Origin of the sequence: Gulosibacter massiliensis, assembly GCF_900626105.1 — a bacterium.
In the GTDB taxonomy this organism is placed as follows: domain Bacteria; phylum Actinomycetota; class Actinomycetes; order Actinomycetales; family Microbacteriaceae; genus Gulosibacter; species Gulosibacter sediminis.
The window spans coordinates 1,446,055-1,464,169 of the sequence record NZ_UYZX01000001.1 but is presented as its reverse complement, the minus strand read 5'-3'; the positions used below and the strand labels follow the sequence as shown (position 1 = coordinate 1,464,169).

General features: G+C 67.1%; 15 protein-coding genes. 6 read left to right on the top strand and 9 right to left on the bottom strand.

Annotation, left to right across the window (positions count from 1 at the left end; translation table 11 throughout):
* Positions 1 to 68 precede the first annotated feature (68 nt).
* Positions 69 to 1,682, top strand: a complete 1,614-nt coding sequence (locus EJL01_RS07090) for a helix-turn-helix domain-containing protein (protein WP_125106865.1) — start codon at positions 69 to 71, stop codon at positions 1,680 to 1,682.
* Between the two features lie 40 nt (positions 1,683 to 1,722).
* Here the strand turns inward: EJL01_RS07090 and EJL01_RS07085 are convergent, their stop codons facing one another.
* The 7 genes from EJL01_RS07085 to EJL01_RS07055 all read right to left on the bottom strand — a co-directional run bounded on the left by EJL01_RS07085 (position 1,723) and on the right by EJL01_RS07055 (position 10,030).
* Positions 1,723 to 3,006 carry a thymidine phosphorylase gene (locus tag EJL01_RS07085; protein WP_125106864.1) on the bottom strand — a complete coding sequence of 428 codons (1,284 nt, stop codon included), beginning with the start codon at positions 3,004 to 3,006 and terminating at the stop codon, positions 1,723 to 1,725.
* A 33-nt stretch (positions 3,007 to 3,039) separates the two neighbouring features.
* Positions 3,040 to 3,465, bottom strand: a complete 426-nt coding sequence (locus EJL01_RS07080) for a cytidine deaminase (protein WP_125106863.1) — start codon at positions 3,463 to 3,465, stop codon at positions 3,040 to 3,042.
* Between the two features lie 15 nt (positions 3,466 to 3,480).
* Positions 3,481 to 4,773 (bottom strand): ABC transporter permease, encoded by a 1,293-nt coding sequence (locus EJL01_RS07075; RefSeq protein ID WP_125106862.1) that lies wholly within the window; start codon positions 4,771 to 4,773, stop codon positions 3,481 to 3,483.
* 2 nt (positions 4,774 to 4,775) lie between these two features.
* On the bottom strand, positions 4,776 to 6,035 hold the full coding sequence (locus EJL01_RS07070; RefSeq protein WP_125106861.1) for an ABC transporter permease: 1,260 nt from the start codon (positions 6,033 to 6,035) through the stop codon (positions 4,776 to 4,778).
* Positions 6,025 to 7,530, bottom strand: coding sequence for an ABC transporter ATP-binding protein (locus EJL01_RS07065; RefSeq protein ID WP_125106860.1), 1,506 nt, complete (start codon positions 7,528 to 7,530; stop codon positions 6,025 to 6,027). The genes EJL01_RS07070 and EJL01_RS07065 overlap by 11 nt, the downstream gene beginning before the upstream one ends.
* A 139-nt stretch (positions 7,531 to 7,669) precedes the next feature.
* The gene (locus EJL01_RS07060) at positions 7,670 to 8,770 is read right to left on the bottom strand and encodes a BMP family lipoprotein (RefSeq protein ID WP_125106859.1); all 1,101 of its coding nucleotides are present in this window, start codon (positions 8,768 to 8,770) and stop codon (positions 7,670 to 7,672) included.
* A gap of 141 nt (positions 8,771 to 8,911) precedes the next feature.
* Positions 8,912 to 10,030, bottom strand: coding sequence for a mannose-1-phosphate guanylyltransferase (locus EJL01_RS07055; protein ID WP_125106858.1), 1,119 nt, complete (start codon positions 10,028 to 10,030; stop codon positions 8,912 to 8,914).
* Positions 10,031 to 10,155: 125 nt separating this feature from the next.
* On the opposite strand from EJL01_RS07055, the gene EJL01_RS07050 reads away from it, so the two are divergent.
* The 5 genes from EJL01_RS07050 to EJL01_RS07030 all read left to right on the top strand — a co-directional run bounded on the left by EJL01_RS07050 (position 10,156) and on the right by EJL01_RS07030 (position 15,033).
* Positions 10,156 to 11,304 (top strand): glycosyltransferase family 4 protein, encoded by a 1,149-nt coding sequence (locus EJL01_RS07050; RefSeq protein WP_125106857.1) that lies wholly within the window; start codon positions 10,156 to 10,158, stop codon positions 11,302 to 11,304.
* A 167-nt stretch (positions 11,305 to 11,471) separates the two neighbouring features.
* The gene (sdhC, locus tag EJL01_RS07045) at positions 11,472 to 11,894 is read left to right on the top strand and encodes a succinate dehydrogenase, cytochrome b556 subunit (protein WP_125106856.1); all 423 of its coding nucleotides are present in this window, start codon (positions 11,472 to 11,474) and stop codon (positions 11,892 to 11,894) included.
* 14 nt (positions 11,895 to 11,908) lie between these two features.
* On the top strand, positions 11,909 to 12,358 hold the full coding sequence (locus EJL01_RS07040; protein WP_125106855.1) for a succinate dehydrogenase hydrophobic membrane anchor subunit: 450 nt from the start codon (positions 11,909 to 11,911) through the stop codon (positions 12,356 to 12,358).
* A gap of 54 nt (positions 12,359 to 12,412) precedes the next feature.
* Positions 12,413 to 14,251, top strand: a complete 1,839-nt coding sequence (gene sdhA, locus EJL01_RS07035) for a succinate dehydrogenase flavoprotein subunit (RefSeq protein WP_125106854.1) — start codon at positions 12,413 to 12,415, stop codon at positions 14,249 to 14,251.
* 23 nt (positions 14,252 to 14,274) lie between these two features.
* On the top strand, positions 14,275 to 15,033 hold the full coding sequence (locus EJL01_RS07030; protein WP_125106853.1) for a succinate dehydrogenase iron-sulfur subunit: 759 nt from the start codon (positions 14,275 to 14,277) through the stop codon (positions 15,031 to 15,033).
* A gap of 94 nt (positions 15,034 to 15,127) precedes the next feature.
* Here EJL01_RS07030 and EJL01_RS07025 read toward each other — a convergent pair whose 3' ends face one another.
* Together EJL01_RS07025 and ptsP are read right to left on the bottom strand one after the other, a co-directional pair.
* Positions 15,128 to 15,937 (bottom strand): TSUP family transporter, encoded by an 810-nt coding sequence (locus EJL01_RS07025; protein ID WP_125106852.1) that lies wholly within the window; start codon positions 15,935 to 15,937, stop codon positions 15,128 to 15,130.
* Positions 15,938 to 16,381: 444 nt separating this feature from the next.
* A complete protein-coding gene (gene ptsP / locus EJL01_RS07020) occupies positions 16,382 to 18,040 on the bottom strand; it encodes a phosphoenolpyruvate--protein phosphotransferase (RefSeq protein ID WP_125106851.1) in 1,659 nt (552 codons plus the stop codon).
* Between the last annotated feature and the right edge of the window lie 75 nt (positions 18,041 to 18,115).

Here is an 18,115-nt window from a genome sequence, read left to right as displayed (position 1 = left end):
ACTTGGTTGCAAGCAACGGTACGAATGCCAACCACCGCAATTTTTGGTGGATCCCATAGGCTTATGAAATGCGTCTGTCGGTATCCACAAATTCTTCGCCACAGGGGTCGACCGTTGCCGCGCTGCTTGAAGATGCCGCGCCGCTCGCCTCGGCACTTTTCCTCCCGGATGCGGAGCTGCTGGCCATTGTTGGGGTCGAGTTCTACGACGATGCGGCCCCCGAGCGCGTTGCCGAGGGGCTTCTCGTGCTCGTCCCTTCGTGGCGTGCGCTCCGGCAGCAAGCGATGCGCGGCCTCGTCGAGTTGGCCGCGAAGCGCGGGGCTGCGGGCGTGGTGATTCAGGGCGGCGAACCACCGCAACAAGTACTCGCCGCGTGCGCGCAGACGGGGCGTGGCGTTGCGCTACTTCGCCTCGATGATCACATCACCTGGCGAGAGTTCGAGGCGGTCGTTGACCTCACGATCGGCGAGACGTCACCGAGCATCACGGCGTCGCTGTTGCAGTCGGATTACCTCTTCGCGATCGCGGATTCCATCGCGGAGGTCTTCGGCGGTTCAGTCGCCGTTGAGAACCATGCCAGAACGCTGCTGGCCTATTCGACTGTGGAACACCAAATCATCGACGAGACGCGCAGCGTCGGCATCCGTACCCGCCAGGTGCCGCATGCCATCCGCAACCACGAGCAGTACCGGCAGGTGCAGTTCACCGACGGCCCCGTGCAGTTCCCGCAGTTCGACGCGCACGAGCTGCCCCGCGCCGCGATTGCAGTGCGGGCCGGCAGCATGCAGCTCGGCAGCATCTGGGCCATCGACCCTGACGGCGGGACCGACGTTCCGCTCTCCGAGGAGAAACGCGATGCGCTCGAGCGGGGCGCGCAATCGGCCGCGGCGCACCTGCTCGCGGCGTGGCGAGTGAGCGACGCGGAGGCGCGGCGTCGTGACGCGGCGCTCGGCCGGATGCTCGAGATCGCGCCAACGAGCGGCGATCTCGTTGCGCTGTCGCTCGCGCCCACCTCCGAGGTGCGCCTAATTTCACTGCAGTTCGCCGGCGAGGCAGCCAGCCCAGGAGACGAGCGACAGCTGCAGGCCTTCGCAGATCGACAGTTGCAGGCACGACTCTCGGTCGTCGCTGCGGCGCTCACGAACGGCGCCTGCTACGTCGCGGTCACGGGCGCCACCGAGTCTCGGATCAGGGATGCGCTGACCGCCACGATCCGTGCCGCCGCACGGTCCTTCACGCAAGAAATTCGCGCCGCCATCGCCTGCCCCACCACTGCAGGGGTGGGCTTCGTCGCCGCGCGAGAAGAACTCGACGCGATTCTCCGCACGCCTCACGAGCGCACTCAACCGGTCAAGAGTAGCGACGACGTCCGTGCCTCGCTCATCGCCGACCATCTCGGGCAGCTGTTTGCAACGTACCCGTACCTGCAGCATCCGGCGGTCACGATGGCCGACGGCAGGCGCCAGCGCGAGCGGCGCGACACGATGCTCGCCTGGTTCGAGCAGGGCGGGCCGGCGGGTGCGGCCGCCCACCTGCACGTGCACGAAAACACCGTGCGCTACCGAGTTCAGCAGGCGCTTCGCGACTGGGGTGTCCAGCTCGACCAACCAGATGAGGCCTTCGCCCTCTGGACGACACTGGTCGCGTGGCGGGCGCGCGACCGCAGCACACACACCGACTAGACCGACCAGCCCGACCAGCAGTCGGCTCACACGCCGAAACTCAGCGGATACGGTCGACGATGAGCGGTGCGGGCTCGGGTGCCGCGTCGCCGAGGGCCCACGCGCCATCGAGCGCATCAAGGGCGCGGTGGAAGCGCGACGCGTCGTCGGCGTGGAGGGTCCACAGCAGGTCGCCGCGGCGCACCGCGTCGCCGGGCTTTACGGCGAGGTCGATGCCGGCGGCGTGCACAACCGGGTCGTGCTTGCGCGCGCGTCCCGCACCGAGGCGCCACGCGGCCAGGCCGAACTGGAACGCATCCTGGCGGGTGACCACGCCATCGCGCTCGGCCCGCACCTCGTGCGACTCGCGCGGGGTCGGCATCGCCGCATCCGGGTCGCCGCCCTGCGCCACGACAAACTTGCGCCAGACATCCATCGCCTGGCCACCACGGAGGTGCGCCGCGACGTCAACATCGCGGATACCCGCGAGCTCAAGCATCTCCTGCGCGAGCGCGACCGTGAGTTCGACGACGTCGGCGGGGCCGCCGCCGGCGAGCACCTCGATCGACTCGCGCACCTCGTTCGCGTTGCCGATCGTGAGGCCGAGCGGCGTGTTCATGTCGGTGAGAAACGCCGCCACGTTGACGCCCGCATCGGTGCCGAGGCGCACCATCGTCTCGGCGAGCTCGCGTGCCCGCTCGCGCTCGCGCATGAACGCGCCCGAGCCGAACTTCACGTCGAGCACGAGCGCGCCCGTGCCCTCGGCGATCTTCTTCGACATGATCGACGACGCGATGAGCGGAATCGCCTCGACCGTGCCCGTGATGTCGCGCAACGCATAGAGCTTCTTGTCGGCCGGCGCGAGTTCGGCTCCGGCCGCACACACGACGCCGCCGACCTCCTCGAGTTGCCGGAAGAGCTCGTCGTTCGTCAGCTCCGCGCGCCAGCCGGGAATCGACTCGAGCTTGTCGAGCGTGCCACCGGTGTGGCCGAGCCCGCGGCCCGACAGCTGCGGCACGGCCGCGCCGAACGAGGCGACCAGTGGCATGAGCGGCAGCGTGATCTTGTCGCCAACGCCACCGGTCGAGTGCTTGTCGGTGGTCGGCTTCGACAGCTTCGAGAAGTCGAGGCGCTCGCCCGACGCGATCATCGCGTTCGTGAGGTTGAGGATCTCCTCGCGCTCCATACCGTTGAGGAAGATCGCCATCGTCATGGCCGCCATCTGCTCGTCGCCGACGAAGCCGTCGGTGTAGCGGGCGATCAACCAGCGAATCTCGTCGCCGCTCAGGGCGCCCCCGTCGCGCTTGCGTCGAATGAGCTCGATCGCGTCAAACTGCTCAGCCAATTTTCCTCCTCGATGCGGGCGACCGGGTCGGTACTAGGCGGGCTCGCCTCGGTCGTCAAAGTCGTTCAGGTTGCGAGGCCCGAAAGCCATGGGCAGGATGCCCTCGATGTCGGTGATGCCGGCGATAGTGTCGAAGAGACACCCCGGTGCGGCGAACTCGTTGAGCAGTTGCCGACACCGACCGCACGGCATGAGCCGCTCGCCGTTGCCGTCGCAGCAGGTAAAGGCGATGAGCTGCCCGCCGCCGGTGCGCGCGAGCTCCGACACGAGGCCGCACTCGGCGCAGAGGCCCACGCCGTAGCTCGCGTTCTCGACGTTGCAGCCCGTGACGATGCGACCGTCGTCGACGAGCGCGGCCGCGCCGACTCGAAACTTCGAATACGGCACGTACGCGTGCGCCTGCACCTCTCGCGCGGCGGCGCGAAGCGTCTCCCAGTCGATATCGACTACGGCTCGCATCCGGTCGTTCACGAGCTACCGGCCCTGCGTGATGTAGGGCGTGCCGCTCGCGGCGGGCGCGCGGGACTGGCCCACGAAACCGACGACGGCGAACACGGTGACGATGTAGGGCACCATCGCCATGAGCTCGGTGGGCAGATCAGCGCCCACTTGCGAGGCGAGGGTGCGGAAGTTCGAGGCGAAGCCGAAGAGGATCGCCGCGAGCGTCGCGTACACGGGGTGCCAGCGGCCGAAGATGAGCGCCGCGAGCGCGATATACCCCTGGCCACTCGTGACCTCGGAACCGAAGGCGCCCACCAGGCCGAGCGTGTAGTACGAGCCACCGAAGCCGGCGATCGCGCCCGAGAGCAGCACGTTGCGCCAGCGGGTCGCGTTGACGTTGATGCCGACGGTGTCGGCGGCCTTCGGATGCTCGCCAACCGCGCGGGTGCGGATGCCCCACTTCGAGTTGAAGAGCATGAACACCATGAACGGCACGAGCAGGAACAGCGCGTAGACGACGATCGTGTTCGAGAACAGCAGCGGGCCGAGCACCGGAATTTCGCTCAGGCCCGGGATGGACCAGGTCGGGTAGCGGTCTGGGCTGTTGTAGCGCTGCGGGTCGCTCGACATGAGGCCCGAGTAGAGGAAGTCGGTGAGGCCGAGCACGATCATGTTGATCACGACACCGACAACGACCTGCTCGACCCAGTACGTGATCGAGAACAGCGCGAGGATGGCCGAGATGAGCACGCCGGCGACGATCGCGGCGACGAGGCCGGCGACCCAGCTGTTCGTGAGGCTCGCGACGAGCGCCGAGGCGAAGGCACCCGACAGCAGCTGACCCTCGATGGCGATGTTCACAACGCCCGAGCGCTCGGCAACGAGGCCCGCCATCGAACCGAACACGATTGGGGTCGACAGCGCGAGGGTGCCGGTGAGCAGCCAGGCGAGCGGCACGTTCGCGCCCGCGCCGACCCAGATGATGAGCGCGATTGCCCAGAGCGCCGCGAACACGGCGGTGACCCAGATGGGCACGGGCTGGCGCGCGAGCGAGCGCAGGAAGGCGAAGACCGTGAGCACGACCATACCGACCGTGAGCACGGCGTTCGTCAGCATCGTCGGGAACACGAGCGGGTCGAGCTGAATCGTGCCGCCGCGGTTGCTGATGTCGATCTGCGTCGATTGGTCGCCGACGGTGAACACGAAGGCGAGCAGCGCGATGAGCGAGAACACGGCGAGCAAGATCGGGGTCTTGAGCTTGCGGGGCGCGAGGGTTTCGCTGCCGGCGGGGGCCGCCTCGGCGCGGGTGAGCTGGTCGTTCGTCATTGTTACGCCTCCGAACCCTGCTTGCGCGCCGACAGTCGGTCGGCGAGTTGGATGCCCGTGGGCTTCGGCAGGAAGCCGAGGAACCTCGGGGCGGCGACGAAGAGCACGATGAGGCCCTGGATCACCGGGATGATGTCCTTCGGCACACCGGCGCTGACCTCCATCGAGACGGCACCCGCCTTGAGCGCGCCGAACAGCAGCGCGGCGAAGATGATGCCGATGGGGTTGTTGCCGCCGAGCAGCGCGACCGTGATCGCATCGAACCCAATGCCCGCATCCACCGAAGGCTCGATGCCGGTCGGGTGCACCTCGAGGGTCTGGGTCGCGGCAGCGATGCCGATGAACCCGCCCGAGAGTGCCATTGTGAGCACGGTGACGAGCTTCACGTTGATGCCGGCGGTCTTCGCGGCGTTCGGGTTGATCCCGACGGCACGGATCTGGAAGCCGATTGTCGAGCGATCCATGATCCACCAGTACGCGACGGCCGCGAGAATCACGACGACGATGCCGGTGCCGAACACGCCCGCGATCTCAGGGAAGCGGGCGGTCTCGAGAATCGCCTTGCTCTTTGAGTAGCCCGGCGCGTTCTCGGCCTGGAAGGGCTGCTGCTTGAGCAGGTAGGTGACGCCCCAGTAGGCGATCCAGTTGAACATGATCGTGAGGATCACCTCGTGCGCGCCCGTCTGTGCCTTGAGCCAGCCGACGATCGCGGCCCACATCGAGGCGGCGAGGATCGCGATGATGATCGTCACGACGAGGTGGAGCACCGGCGGCAACGCCCAGTTCGAGCCGACGTACGCGGCGAAGAAGGCGCCGACGAGCAGCTGCCCCTGACCACCGATGTTAAAGAGGCCGGCGCGGAACGCAATGCCGAGGCCGAGACCCGCCGCGATGAGCGGTGTCGCCCACTGCAGCGTCGTCAGCAGCGGCAGGAACCCTCGCTTCGGGTTGTAGATCGCGCCGTTGACGAGTGCCTGCACGGCCTCGCCGATGAGCGAGCCCGCGGCTTGGAAGAAGTGCTGCGGCGCGGCGAACACGTAGCCGAGCGTGCTCTGCACGTCGGGGTCGGTGAAGACTGCGATGAGCAGGCCAATGAAGAGGGCGATGACGATGGCGATGAGGGAGCGGGCAAACGAACCGCCGAGGATGTCGCGCCAGACGCCGCGCCAGGGCTCGTCGGCGAGGGCGTTCGTGGAGCCGGTGCGCACCTTGTCGACCGGCGGCTGGTCAACGTCGGGCGTGAGTTTCGCGTCATTCGCCATGTGGAATACCTGCCATCATCTGTCCAAGTGTTTCGCGCGAGGTGTCGGGCGAGACGATGCCCATCGACCGGCCGTCGTACATCACCATGATTCGGTCGGCGAGCTGCACAACCTCGTCGAGCTCGGTCGACACGATGAGCACCGGGATGCCCGAGTCGCGCGTCGCCACGATCTGGTCGTGCACGAACTCGATCGAGCCGACGTCGAGGCCGCGGGTGGGCTGGGATGCGATGAACAGCTTGAGCTGTCGCCCGAGTTCACGCGCGAGCACGACCTTCTGTTGGTTGCCACCCGAGAGGCGGCCGACGGCGGTCTCGGTCGACGGCGTGCGCACGTCGAACGACTCGACCTTCTGCTCGGCGTTCTCGTGAATCGCACCGAGGTCGAGCGCGATGCCCTTCGAGAACGGCTTGCGGTCGAACTCGTCGAGAATCAGGTTCTCGGCGATCGTGAACTCGCCGACGATGCCGTCGACGGTGCGGTCCTCGGGCACGAACCCGATGCCGGCGTTGAGCGCCTGCTTGACGCTGAGGCCGAGCACCTCTTTGCCGTTGAGCGTGATCGAGCCGTCGGTCTTCGACTGGAGGCCGAGGATCGCCTCGGTGAGCTCCGTCTGGCCGTTGCCCTGCACGCCGGCGACGACGAGAATCTCGCCCTCACGGATTTCGAAGCTGAGCCCATCCACGAGCCGCTGGCCCGTCGGGCTGAAGACGGTTAGGTCGCGCACCTGGAACGACGCGGAGCCGAGCTTCGGCGCATCCTTCTGCACCGTTAGCGATACGTCGTGGCCGACCATGAGCGTCGCGAGCTCCTCGTTCGAGGCCGTTGGTTCGGCGGTGCCGACGACCTTGCCGCGGCGGATGACCGTGATGCGGTCGCTCACGTGGCGCACCTCGCGGAGCTTGTGCGAAATGAAGACGATCGAGGTGCCCTGCTGGCGCAGCTCGTCCATGATGCGCATGAGCTCGTCGGTCTCTTGCGGCGTGAGCACGGCGGTGGGCTCGTCGAGCACGAGCACCTTCGCTTCCTGCGACAGGGCCTTGATGATCTCGACGCGCTGCTGCTGGCCGACCGAGAGGTCTTCGACGACCGAGTCGGGGTCGATGCGGAAGCCGAAGCGCTCGGAGATCTCGTTCACGCGGTCGCGCGCCGCCTGGAGGTCGAGGATGCCCGCGCCCTTCGTGGGCTCGTGGCCGAGCATGAGGTTCTCGGCCACCGTAAAGACGGGAATGAGCATGAAGTGCTGGTGCACCATTCCGATGCCGGCGCGCATCGCGTCGCCAGGCCCGGAGAAGTTTTGAACCTCGCCATCGAGGAGGATTTCACCTTCTTCGGGCGTGTAGAGCCCGTAGAGCACGTTCATCAGGGTCGACTTGCCCGCGCCGTTCTCGCCGAGCAACGCGTGGATCTCCCCCTCCTCAACAGTGAGGTCGATGCTGTCGTTTGCGGTGAAGTTGCCAAAGCGCTTCGTAATACCGCGGAGTTCGAGTTTCATACGAGACCTTCTCCAACCAACGGGTGGGGTTCTGCAGGAAGCCTAACGGGCCACCGGCGCGATTTGAGCCCGGCCGAGCTACTCAGGGCTTGACCGGGCTCAAATCACATGCGGGTCGCGCGTCAGCGCGAGGGGATGGTTACTCCGACGCCGCGGGCGACGAAGGCGACTCGACCTCGATCGTGCCGTCGATGATGCCCTGGCGGATCGTGTCGAGCTCGTCGAGCATGCCGTCCGGCAGCTCCGACTCGAAGTCGCCGAAGTCCGAGATGCCAACGCCCTCGTTCTCGAGCGTGCCTGTGTAGGTGGTGCCGCCGGCGAAGTTACCCTCGACCGCGCTTTCGATCGCCTCGTAGACCGTCACGTCGAGACCCTTCTCGATCGAGACGAAGATGAGGTCTGCGTAGTCCGGCTCCTTCTCGCGAAGGTCGCTGTCAACGCCGAGCAGCAGCGCGTTGTCGCCGTCGGCGCGGATCGCCTCAGCGGCACCCTGGTAGAGCGGGCCACCAACCGGCAGGATGATGTCGGCACCCTGCGCGAGGAAGCCCTCAGTGATCTGGTTCGCCTTGGTCTGGTCGCTGAAGTTGCCGACGAACTCGCCGTTCTGGCCCTCAACGTCCCAGCCGAGCACCTCGACGTCGGCGCCCTTCTCTTCGTTGTAGTAGTCAACGCCGTCGGCGAAGCCGTCCATGAAGATGGTGACCGAGGGGATCTGGGCGCCACCGAAGGTGGCGACCTTGCCGCTTTCGGACTGGCCCGCGGCCGCGTAGCCCGCGAGGAACGCAGCCTGCGCGGTGTCGTAGTTGAGCTGCAGCAGGTTGTCGGCGCTCAGGTAGTCGACGTCGACAATCGCGAAGTTGGTCTCGGGGTTCGCGTCGGCCGCCGCCTGGGTCGCGTCGGCGAGGTTGAAGCCGACGGGAATAATCAGGTCGCAGCTCTGGTCGACCATGGCCGAGAGGTTCGGCGCGAAGTCGTCGGGCGAGCTCGACTGCGCCTCAGCCGACGAGATGCCAAGCTGCTCGACGGCCATTTCGAGGCCCTCGTGCGCGAGTTGGTTGAACGAGCGGTCGTCGAAGCCACCCTCATCCGACACCATGCACGCGAGGAAGTCGCTGTTGTCGGCACCCGCGCCACCGGTCGACTCGGTCTCCGCGGGCGGAGCGCCACACGCCGCGAGCGCGAGCATACTGATCGACGCGACGCTGAGCGCGCCGACAGCCTTCTTGCGAGACATACCCATTGGTTCTCCTCAAGTAGTTCCGCAGCCGTGCGGAATGTTCACCTTGAGTTGAGTCTATGTTGATTTTTCTCACAGCCGCGGCGACTAGTGTCGCGCGCCCTAACAATTTGGCTACACCTGCCGTGCACGGCTGTCAGGTGGCTACAACACCTCGGGGTGTTCGGACTCCTTAATCAGTGAGACGACCTGCTTCACCTGCTGGGCGTTCTTGCGCGTCGTAACGAGCAGCGCATCCGCCGTGTCGATGAGCACGACATCTTGCAGGCCGGCGATCGCGATGACGCGATCGGTCTCCGAAATCACGAGCCCGCTCGACTCGTAGGCGACGACGCGCTCGGGCGAGCCGATGGCACTGACGCCCTCGTCGCAGTTGCTGACGCCCTCGTGCACGCGCGAGACGGCGGCGAAGTCGCCGACGTCGTCCCAGCCGAAGAAGCCGGGGATGACCGCGAGGCCGCCCTTCTTCGCGGCGGGCTCTGCGACGGTGTAGTCGATCGCGATCTTGTCGAGCGTCGGCCACACGCGGGCCACGACCTCGTCGCGCGCCGGCGAATCCCAGGCCTCGGCGATCTCGTGGATGCCCGCGGCGAGCTCCGGCGCGTTCTCTTCGATCTCGGTGAGCAGGCGGCTCGCGCGGGCGATGAACATGCCGGCGTTCCAGAGGTACTCGCCCGAGGTGAGGTAGCGGCGTGCGGTGGCGGCCTTCGGCTTCTCGATGAAGGCGTCGACCTGGCGGGCCGAGGGCGCGCCGAGAATCTCGAGCGGTTCGCCGGCGCGGATGTAGCCGAACGCCGTCGACGGCTCGATCGGTTGAATGCCGATGGTCACGATGAGCCCCTCGTTCGCGGCGCGCACGGCCTCGACGACCGCGCGGCGGAAGCGCGTGTCGGCCGAGATGAGGTGGTCGGCGGCGAACGAGCCGATGACGGCGCCGGGGTGGCGACGCTCGATGATCGCTGCGGCAAGGCCGACGGCGGCGCTCGAGTCGCGCCCCTCGGTCTCGAGAATCACGTTTTGCTGCAACAGCTCGGGCAGCTGGTGCTGCACCTCCTCGCCGTGGGCAGCGCCCGTCACGACGTAGATGCGCTCGTCGCCGGTGAGGGGGGCGAGGCGCTCCCAGGTCGAACGGAGCAGCGAGGTGCCGGTGCCGGCAATGTCGCGCAGGAATTTCGGGCGGTCCGCACGACTCAGCGGCCACAATCGAGACCCCACGCCACCGGCCGGAATCACCGCATAGAAGTGGTCCAAGTTATTGGGCATGCGCATGACTGTAGTGCCCGACGGTTCAAGGTTTGCGGCAGATACGTCCCCGCAACCCAATCTCGTCCCGAAGTTCGCCTGGGGTTCAACCCACGGCCATTGGCGCCTCCTACGGTCGATACATCATGCGAGTCGCAGTGGTCACCGAAAGCTTCCTGCCGACGCTGAACGGCGTCACGAACAGCGTGCGCAAGGTGCTCGAGCACCTGCGGCTGCGGGGTCACGAGGCGATCGTCATCTGCCCGAAGGCCGGTGCGCCGGCCGAATACGCAGGCTTCCCGGTGCATGAAGTCACGACGGTGAACCTCCGCGAGTTCCCGGTCGGCCTCCCGAGCCTCCAGGTCGACCAGCTGCTGCGCGACTTCAACCCCGACGTGGTGCACGCCGCATCCCCCTTCATGCTCGGGTGGAACGCGCTCGCGACTGCCCGGCGCCGCGGCATTCCGACCGTCGCGATCTTCCAGACCGACGTCGCCGGCTATACCGAGCGCAACCGCCTCGGCGCGATGCGCGAGGTCACGTGGATGTTCCTGCGCAGCGTGCACTCGCAGGCCGACGTCACGCTCGCGCCGTCGACCCATTCGATTCGCGACCTCGAGCGCAACCGCTTCGAGCGGGTAAAGACCTGGGGCCGCGGCGTCGACCTCGAGGCGTACCACCCGAACCACCGCCTCGCGCCCGACGCCGCCGAGCTGCGCGCGAGCATCGCCGGGCCCGACGAGGTCGTCGTCGGCTACGTCGGCCGGCTCGCACCCGAGAAGCAGGTCGAGCGGCTCGCGCAGCTGCGCGGCATTCCGGGCATCCACCTCGCGATCGTCGGCGAGGGCCCGAGCGACGAGTCGGTGCGCGCCGCCCTGCGCGGCATGCAGGTCACCTATCTTGGCCGCCGAAGCGGTCGCGAGCTCTCGCTCGCCTACGCGAGCTTCGACCTGTTCGTGCACACCGGCACCGAAGAGACCTTCGGCCAGACGCTGCAGGAGGCGCACGCCGCCGGCCTGCCCGTCGTGGCGCCGCTCGCCGGCGGCCCGGTCGACCTTGTTACGCACGGTGACGACGGCTACCTCTTCGACCCCGCCTTCGCCGGCGGCGTCGACTCGATGCGGGCCTACGTCGAGCGCCTCGTCGGCGACCGGATACTCCGGGCCCGGATGGGCGAGGCCGGCCGCCGCCGCGTGCTCGACCGCTCGTGGGAGGGCATCTGCGATGAGCTGCTCGGCCACTACGACGACGTGATCGCGGCGACCCAAACGGCCCCCGCATTCAGCCGCGAGTAAGGCCCACCTAATAGCGCTCCTCGCTGAAGGTTGCCTCAAAACGGGGTAACCTGACATCACGTGTGAGCTGTGCAAAAAAACGCAAGATCACGTCACGTGGTGCCCTGCGCCACTCACACGCCAGGCGACGTAGCGCCGCCGGCCTAGATCAAGAGAAGGGTAGTTCCGTGTCATCATCCTCGACCGGCACCCCCGCCACTGCCACCGCACCGAAAAAGAGCGCCCTTGGCGGTCGCCTCTATCGCGGTAATGAAGGCATGTGGTCGTGGGTGCTCCACCGTATTACCGGTGTCGCCATCTTCTTCTTCCTGCTGGTGCACGTCCTCGACAGCGCGCTCCTGCTGGTGAGCCCGTCGGTGTACGACACCGTGATCGGGGCGTACAAGAACCCGATTATGGGTATTGGTGAGCTCGGTCTCGTGGGTGCGATCACCTACCACGCCTTCAACGGCGTGCGCATCATCCTCATCGACTTCCTCCCCGGCGGCACCCGCATCCAGCGCGGCATGTTCTGGGGAGTCATTGTTATCTGGTTCGTCGTGATGATCCCGTTCGCGATCATGCACCTGTCGCACGTGTTCGGTCACTAGGAGGTACGCGCACCATGACTATCGAAACTGTCGAATACCCGCGCACCCCGCTCGCCGAGCGAAAGAAGAGCTCCGGAAACTGGGAGCGCACCGCTTGGGTGTTTATGCGCGTCTCGGGCGTGCTGCTCATCGTGCTCGTCTTCGTGCACCTCTACTCGAACCTCATCGCCGGCGACGGCGTGCACCAGATCACGTACCAGTACGTGGTCGCCGAGAAGTTCCAGTTCTCGTTCTGGCTCATCTGGGATGCCCTGCTGCTCGTGCTCGCGATGATTCACGGCACCAACGGTCTGCGCACCATCGTGAACGACTACGTCTACAAGCCCGGCCCCCGCAAGGCACTCATCACCACGCTGTGGATCGCCTGCGCCGTCGAGATCATTCTCGGCCTCATCGTGCTCATCGCCTTCGGCGTGAACCCCTGCATCCAAGGCCCCGAGTCGGTTTCGATCTGCGCCGCCTAGGGCGCCGCTGAACATCCGCTCGCGAACGCGTAAGACGAAGGACTTTTCAACATCATGGCTGCTGAACAGCTGAAGGACACCACCAAGGTTGTGGACGGCGTCACCGTCCACTTCCACCGCAACGAGATCGTGATCGTCGGCGCCGGTGGCGCGGGCATGCGCGCCGCCATCGAGGCGGCCGAGCAGGCCGGCACCGGTGCGGTCATCGACGTCGTCACCAAGCTCTACCCGACCCGCTCGCACACCGGCGCGGCGCAGGGCGGCATGGCTGCCGCCCTCGCGAACGTCGAGGACGACAACTGGGAGTGGCACACCTACGACACCGTCAAGGGTGGCGACTACCTGGTTGACCAGGACTCGGCCGAGATCCTTGCGAAGGAGGCCATCGAGGCCGTCCTCGACCTCGAGAACATGGGCCTGCCCTTCAACCGCACGCCCGAAGGCAAGATCGACCAGCGTCGCTTCGGCGGTCACACGCGCGAGCACGGCAAGGCGCCCGTGCGTCGCGCCTGCTACGCCGCCGACCGCACCGGCCACATGATTCTCCAGACGCTCTACCAGAACTGCGTCAAGCACAACATCCGCTTCTTCAACGAGTACTACGCGCTCGACGTGTCGTTCGTCGAGGTCGACGGTGTGAAGCGCCCCGCCGCGGTCATCGCGTACGAACTCAAGACCGGCCACCTGCACGTGTTCCAGGGCAAGTCGTTCATCTTCGCGACCGGTGGCTTTGGCAAGGTCTTCAAGACCACGTCGAACGCGCACACCCTCACGGGTGACGGCGTCGGCATCATCTGGCGCAACGGCCTGCCGCTCGAAGACATGGAGTTCTTCCAGTTCCACCCGACCGGCCTCGCCGGCCTCGGTATCCTCCTCACCGAGGGTGCGCGTGGTGAGGGTGCGATCCTGCGTAACGACTCGGGTGAGCGCTTCATGGAGCGCTACGCCCCGACCATTAAGGACTTGGCGCCGCGAGACATCGTGGCCCGCTCGATGGTGCAGGAAGTGCTCGACGGCCGCGGTGCCGGCCCGAACAAGGACTACGTCTACCTCGACTGCACCCACCTCGGTGCCGAGGTGCTCGAGACGAAGCTCCCCGACATCACCGAGTTCGCCCGCACCTACCTCGGTGTCGACCCAGTGACCGAGCCCGTTCCCGTCTACCCCACGGCGCACTACGCCATGGGTGGCATCCCGACGAACAACGACTCCGAGGTGCTCGCGAACGACAACGAGGACATCGTGCCCGGCCTCTATGCGGCCGGCGAGTGTGCGTGCGTCTCGGTGCACGGCTCGAACCGCCTCGGCACCAACTCGCTCCTCGACATCAACGTGTTCGGTAAGCGCGCAGGCCGCTCTGCCGTGAAGTACGCGAAGACCGCCGACTACGTCGAGCTCCCCGCCGACCCCGACGCCTTCGTGCGCGGCCTCGTCGCCGACCTCCGCGCGACTGACGCCGACCAGCACACCGAATCGGTCGCCGAGATCCGCAAGGAGCTGCAGGAGACCATGGACACCAACGTCCAGGTGTTCCGCACCGAAGAGACCCTCGAGGAAGCGACCAAGGTCGTCCACCAGCTGCGCGAGCGCTACCGCAACGTGCACGTGCACGACAAGGGCCACCGCTTCAACACCGAACTGCTCGAAGCCATCGAGCTCGGCTTCCTCCTCGACCTCGCCGAGGTCGTCACCTACACGGCGCGCAACCGCAAGGAATCGCGCGGTGGCCACATGCGCGACGACTTCCCGAAGCGCGACGACGAAAACTGGATGCACCACACGATGGCCTACCTCACCGGTGACCGTACTTCGGCCGACCCGGCCGACCACATCACCCTGGGGCAGAAGCCGGTGCGCATGACGCACTACGTGCCGCAGGAACGCAAGTACTAGGAATTTGAAGGGAGATCATCGCAATGACTGAATCGCAGGTTGACACCGCCGCGCCGCAGGTCGAAGAGCCCGAGAAGCCCTTCAAGGTTGAGGTCGTCGTTCGTCGCTACAGCTCGGAGACCGACCAGGAGCCATACTGGCAGTCGTTCACCGTCGACATGTACTCGACCAACCGCATCCTCGACGCCCTGCACCAGATCAAATGGGAGCAGGACTCGACCCTCGCGTTCCGCCGCTCGTGCGCGCACGGCGTGTGCGGCTCGGACGCGATGCGCATCAACGGCAAGAACCGCCTCGCCTGCAAGACGCTGATCAAGGACCTCGACATTTCGAAGCCCGTCTACGTCGAGGCGATCAAGGGTCTGCCGCTCGAGCGCGACCTCATTGTCGACATGGACCCGTTCTTCGAGGCGTTCAAGGAGGTGCAGCCCTTCCTGCAGGCTTCGGACAAGCCGGAGAAGGAGCGCATCCAGTCGATCGAGGACCGCGCCGTGTTCGACGACACGACCAAGTGCATCCTCTGCGCCGCGTGCACGACCTCGTGCCCGGTGTTCTGGACCGACAGCCAGTACTTCGGCCCCGCCGCGATCGTGAACGCGCACCGCTTCATCTTCGACTCGCGTGACGAGGCTGCGGCGACCCGTCTCGACATCCTCAACGACCAGGAGGGCGTGTGGCGCTGCCGCACCACCTTCAACTGCACCGACGCGTGCCCCCGTGGCATCGAGGTCACCAAGGCCATCGCCGAGGTGAAGCAGGCCGTGCTGCGCGGCCGCCCGTAGCCCGAGGCGAGCCGAGGCTCGAAGCCGGGGCGTGCATCCTTCTTCGGATGCGCGCCCCGGCTTCGTTTTCCTGCCTGCGGCCGGCGCTGGGTCGCTAGAGCCAGAACATGTCGACAGTGTCCCACGCAAGCTTGAGCGCGAGGATCGAGATGGCGACGACGAAGATCTTGCGCACGAACTCGGAGCCGCGGCGCACGGCCATACGCGCGCCGATGACCGCGCCGAGGATGTTCGCGGTGCCCATGATGAGGCCGAGCACCCAGACGACCTCGCCGTGGAGGCCGTAGAGCACGATCGCGGCGATGTTCGTGACGACGTTCGCGATCTTCGCGTTGACGCTCGCCTCGAGGAACCCGAAGCCGAGCACGGCGACCATGAGGATCACGAAGAACGAACCGGTCCCCGGGCCGAGCAGGCCGTCGTAGAAGCCGACGCACAGGCCGATGACGCCGGCGCGCCAGCCCATGGCGGAGCCTTCGTGGCGCGGCTCGTGCGTGATGCCGAGGCGCGGCTTGACGAGGATGTACACGCCGATGCCGACGACCGCGACGAGCACGACCGGGGTGAGGATCTCGCGCGGCAGGAACCGCGAGAACCACGCTCCCCCGGTCGAGCCCGAGTAGGCCCCGATGACGAGTGGCAGGATCACGATGAGCTGCGTGCGGAGCCGGCGGAGGTAGACGAGGCTCGCGCTGAACGTCCCCATGAACGCCGCGAGCTTGTTCGTGCCGAGCACGTAGGGGCTCGGGAGGTTCTGGGGCAACCCGATGACGAGCGCCGGCAGCTGGATCAGCCCGCCGCCGCCCACGACCGCGTCGATCCAGCCAGCGCCGAAGGCGGCGACCGTGAGCAGCACCAGGGTCGTTAGGGTGACCGGCAGCCACGACGCGAGCTCAGCATCCACTTCGCCAGGGTACGCCTGCCCGGGAGCGCTTCTCGTTACGGGACGCCCTCCCCGAGCGGGCAACGGGTTGCGGCCACCACCACGGGATGCGCTACCTAGGTCATCCCGAGGCGCAAACGCAACCCTTGAGCTCCAACGGGTTGCAGTCACTGCCTCGGCATGCGCTTATACGGTCATGCCGAGGCGAAACCGCAACCCTAGGGCCATTTCCGCGGCAATCCGGCGCAGTTGCAGCTACACTTGCAGTCCCTGTCGCAGTCCGTCGAGCACCTCCCTACCTGCAAGGAGGGCCCCAATCGCACCGCGGAACCACGCTCCGCCGTCATGGAACGGCCGCATCAAGGGCACGGGGACGCCCAGAACGCAGAATTCCCCGCCTCGCAGGCCCGGAGCACCCAACAGCACTCCGACCCCACGAACCGGGGAATTCTCCGGATGCGCTACCTACGCCTGCTCGGCGACGTACGCGTCGAACAGCTCGCGAGCCTCATCTCCAGAAGCGGCAGCGAGCACGCGCTGGGCAACCTGGTTGGCCTGCTCTTGCGTGAACTTCTGCAGCTGCACGCGCACGGCCGCGAGCGCGGGCGGCGCCATCGACAGGCTCTTCACGCCGAGGCCGACGAGCACGACGGCGAGGCGCGGGTCGGCCGCGGCCTCACCGCAGACGCCGACCGGCTTGCCGGTGGCGGCGCCGGCGCGGCCGGTCTCCGCGATGAGGCGCAGCACTGCGGGGTGCCACGGGTCTTGGAAGTTCGCGACGGTGCCGAGCACGCGATCGGCGGCGAGCGTGTACTGCGTGAGGTCATTCGTGCCGATCGACACGAAGTCGCTCGTGCGTAACACCTGCTCGGCGACGAGCGCGGCCGACGGCACCTCGATCATCGAGCCGACGACCTCGAGTCCGAACTCGCGGCCGAGCGCGGTGAAGTACTCGCTGTCGGCCGCATCCGCGACCATCGGCGCCATCACCCAGAGCTCGACACCCGAGCGGTCGCGCGCCTCGGCGAGGGCTGCGAGCTGGTCGCGCAGCAGGTTCTCGCGCGCGCGCAGGATGCGGATGCCGCGCATGCCGAGCGCGGGGTTCGCCTCGGCCGCGTCGTTGAGGAACGACAGCGGCTTGTCGGCACCCGCGTCGAGCACGCGCGCGACGACCTTCTTGCCCGCGAACGGCTTCATCAGCGAAGTGTAGACCTCGATCTGCTCGTCCTTCGTCGGCGGCGTGGTGCGGTCGAGGAACAGGAACTCGGTGCGGAAGAGGCCCACGCCCTCGGCCCCGAGGTCGACGGCGGGCTGCGAGTCGGCCGGCTTGCCGACGTTGGCGAGCAGCTGCACGGGCTCGCCGTCGGCGAGGGCGCCCGGGGAGATCGGGGCGGCCGCGATCTCGTCCTGCTCGCGCTGCTTCGCGCGGGCCTCGTCGAGCTGGTGCTTCGTCGGGCCGACGATGACCTGACCCGTCGCGGCATCGACGACGAGCAGGGCGCCGTCGGGAATGTCGTCGGCACCGGCCGCGGCGACGACCGCGGGCAGGCCCTTCTCAGCGGCGATGATGCCGGTGTGCGCCTTCGGTGAGCCGTCGCGGGTCACGAACGCGAGCACCTTGTCGAGGTCGAGCTTGCCGGTGTCGGCGGGCGCGAGGTCGACGGCGACGAGGATGAACGGCTCGTCGCGCTGCGGCACCTCGGGCGCGGGCACGCCCGCGAGCTGAGCCCGGATGCGCTGCGACACGTCGCCGAGGTCCGTCGCGCGCTCAGCCATGTAGCCGCCCATCGCCTTGAGCGTGTCGGCGAACTGCTGGAACGACTCGTAGACTGCGCGCTCGGCGGTCTTGCCGGCCTCGATCGCCCCGGTCACGAGGCCCTCGATTGCGGGGTCGGCGGCCATCATCGACTGCGCCTCGAGCACCTCCTTGAGCGAGCCCTCGGCTTCGCTCGCACGCGACGCGATCTGACTCTGGGTCAGCTTGATTGCGGCCTTCGCGCGCTCCTGCTCGGCAGCAACGTCGCCACGGAACGCGACGTCCTCGGGGATGGGCAGTGGGTCGGGCATGCGCACGGCATTGCCGATCGCAATTCGAGTCCCGACTCCGAAACCGTGAAGCTCCATCGTGCAAACCTTTCGGCTCGGTTCGTGCGCTCCGGGCAGAGCGCATTAGGTCAGCGTAGTGGCGCGCCGCGTAAG

Coding starts and splice junctions, on each gene's coding strand:
- EJL01_RS07090 (WP_125106865.1), top strand. CDS start 69: ATGCGTCTGTCGGTATCCACAAATTCTTCGCCACAGGGGTCGACCGTT.
- EJL01_RS07080 (WP_125106863.1), bottom strand. CDS start 3,465: ATGCGAGCCGTAGTCGATATCGACTGGGAGACGCTTCGCGCCGCCGCG.
- EJL01_RS07075 (WP_125106862.1), bottom strand. CDS start 4,773: ATGACGAACGACCAGCTCACCCGCGCCGAGGCGGCCCCCGCCGGCAGC.
- EJL01_RS07070 (WP_125106861.1), bottom strand. CDS start 6,035: ATGGCGAATGACGCGAAACTCACGCCCGACGTTGACCAGCCGCCGGTC.
- EJL01_RS07065 (WP_125106860.1), bottom strand. CDS start 7,530: ATGAAACTCGAACTCCGCGGTATTACGAAGCGCTTTGGCAACTTCACC.
- EJL01_RS07060 (WP_125106859.1), bottom strand. CDS start 8,770: ATGGGTATGTCTCGCAAGAAGGCTGTCGGCGCGCTCAGCGTCGCGTCG.
- EJL01_RS07055 (WP_125106858.1), bottom strand. CDS start 10,030: ATGCCCAATAACTTGGACCACTTCTATGCGGTGATTCCGGCCGGTGGC.
- EJL01_RS07050 (WP_125106857.1), top strand. CDS start 10,156: ATGCGAGTCGCAGTGGTCACCGAAAGCTTCCTGCCGACGCTGAACGGC.
- EJL01_RS07040 (WP_125106855.1), top strand. CDS start 11,909: ATGACTATCGAAACTGTCGAATACCCGCGCACCCCGCTCGCCGAGCGA.
- sdhA (WP_125106854.1), top strand. CDS start 12,413: ATGGCTGCTGAACAGCTGAAGGACACCACCAAGGTTGTGGACGGCGTC.
- EJL01_RS07030 (WP_125106853.1), top strand. CDS start 14,275: ATGACTGAATCGCAGGTTGACACCGCCGCGCCGCAGGTCGAAGAGCCC.
- ptsP (WP_125106851.1), bottom strand. CDS start 18,040: ATGGAGCTTCACGGTTTCGGAGTCGGGACTCGAATTGCGATCGGCAAT.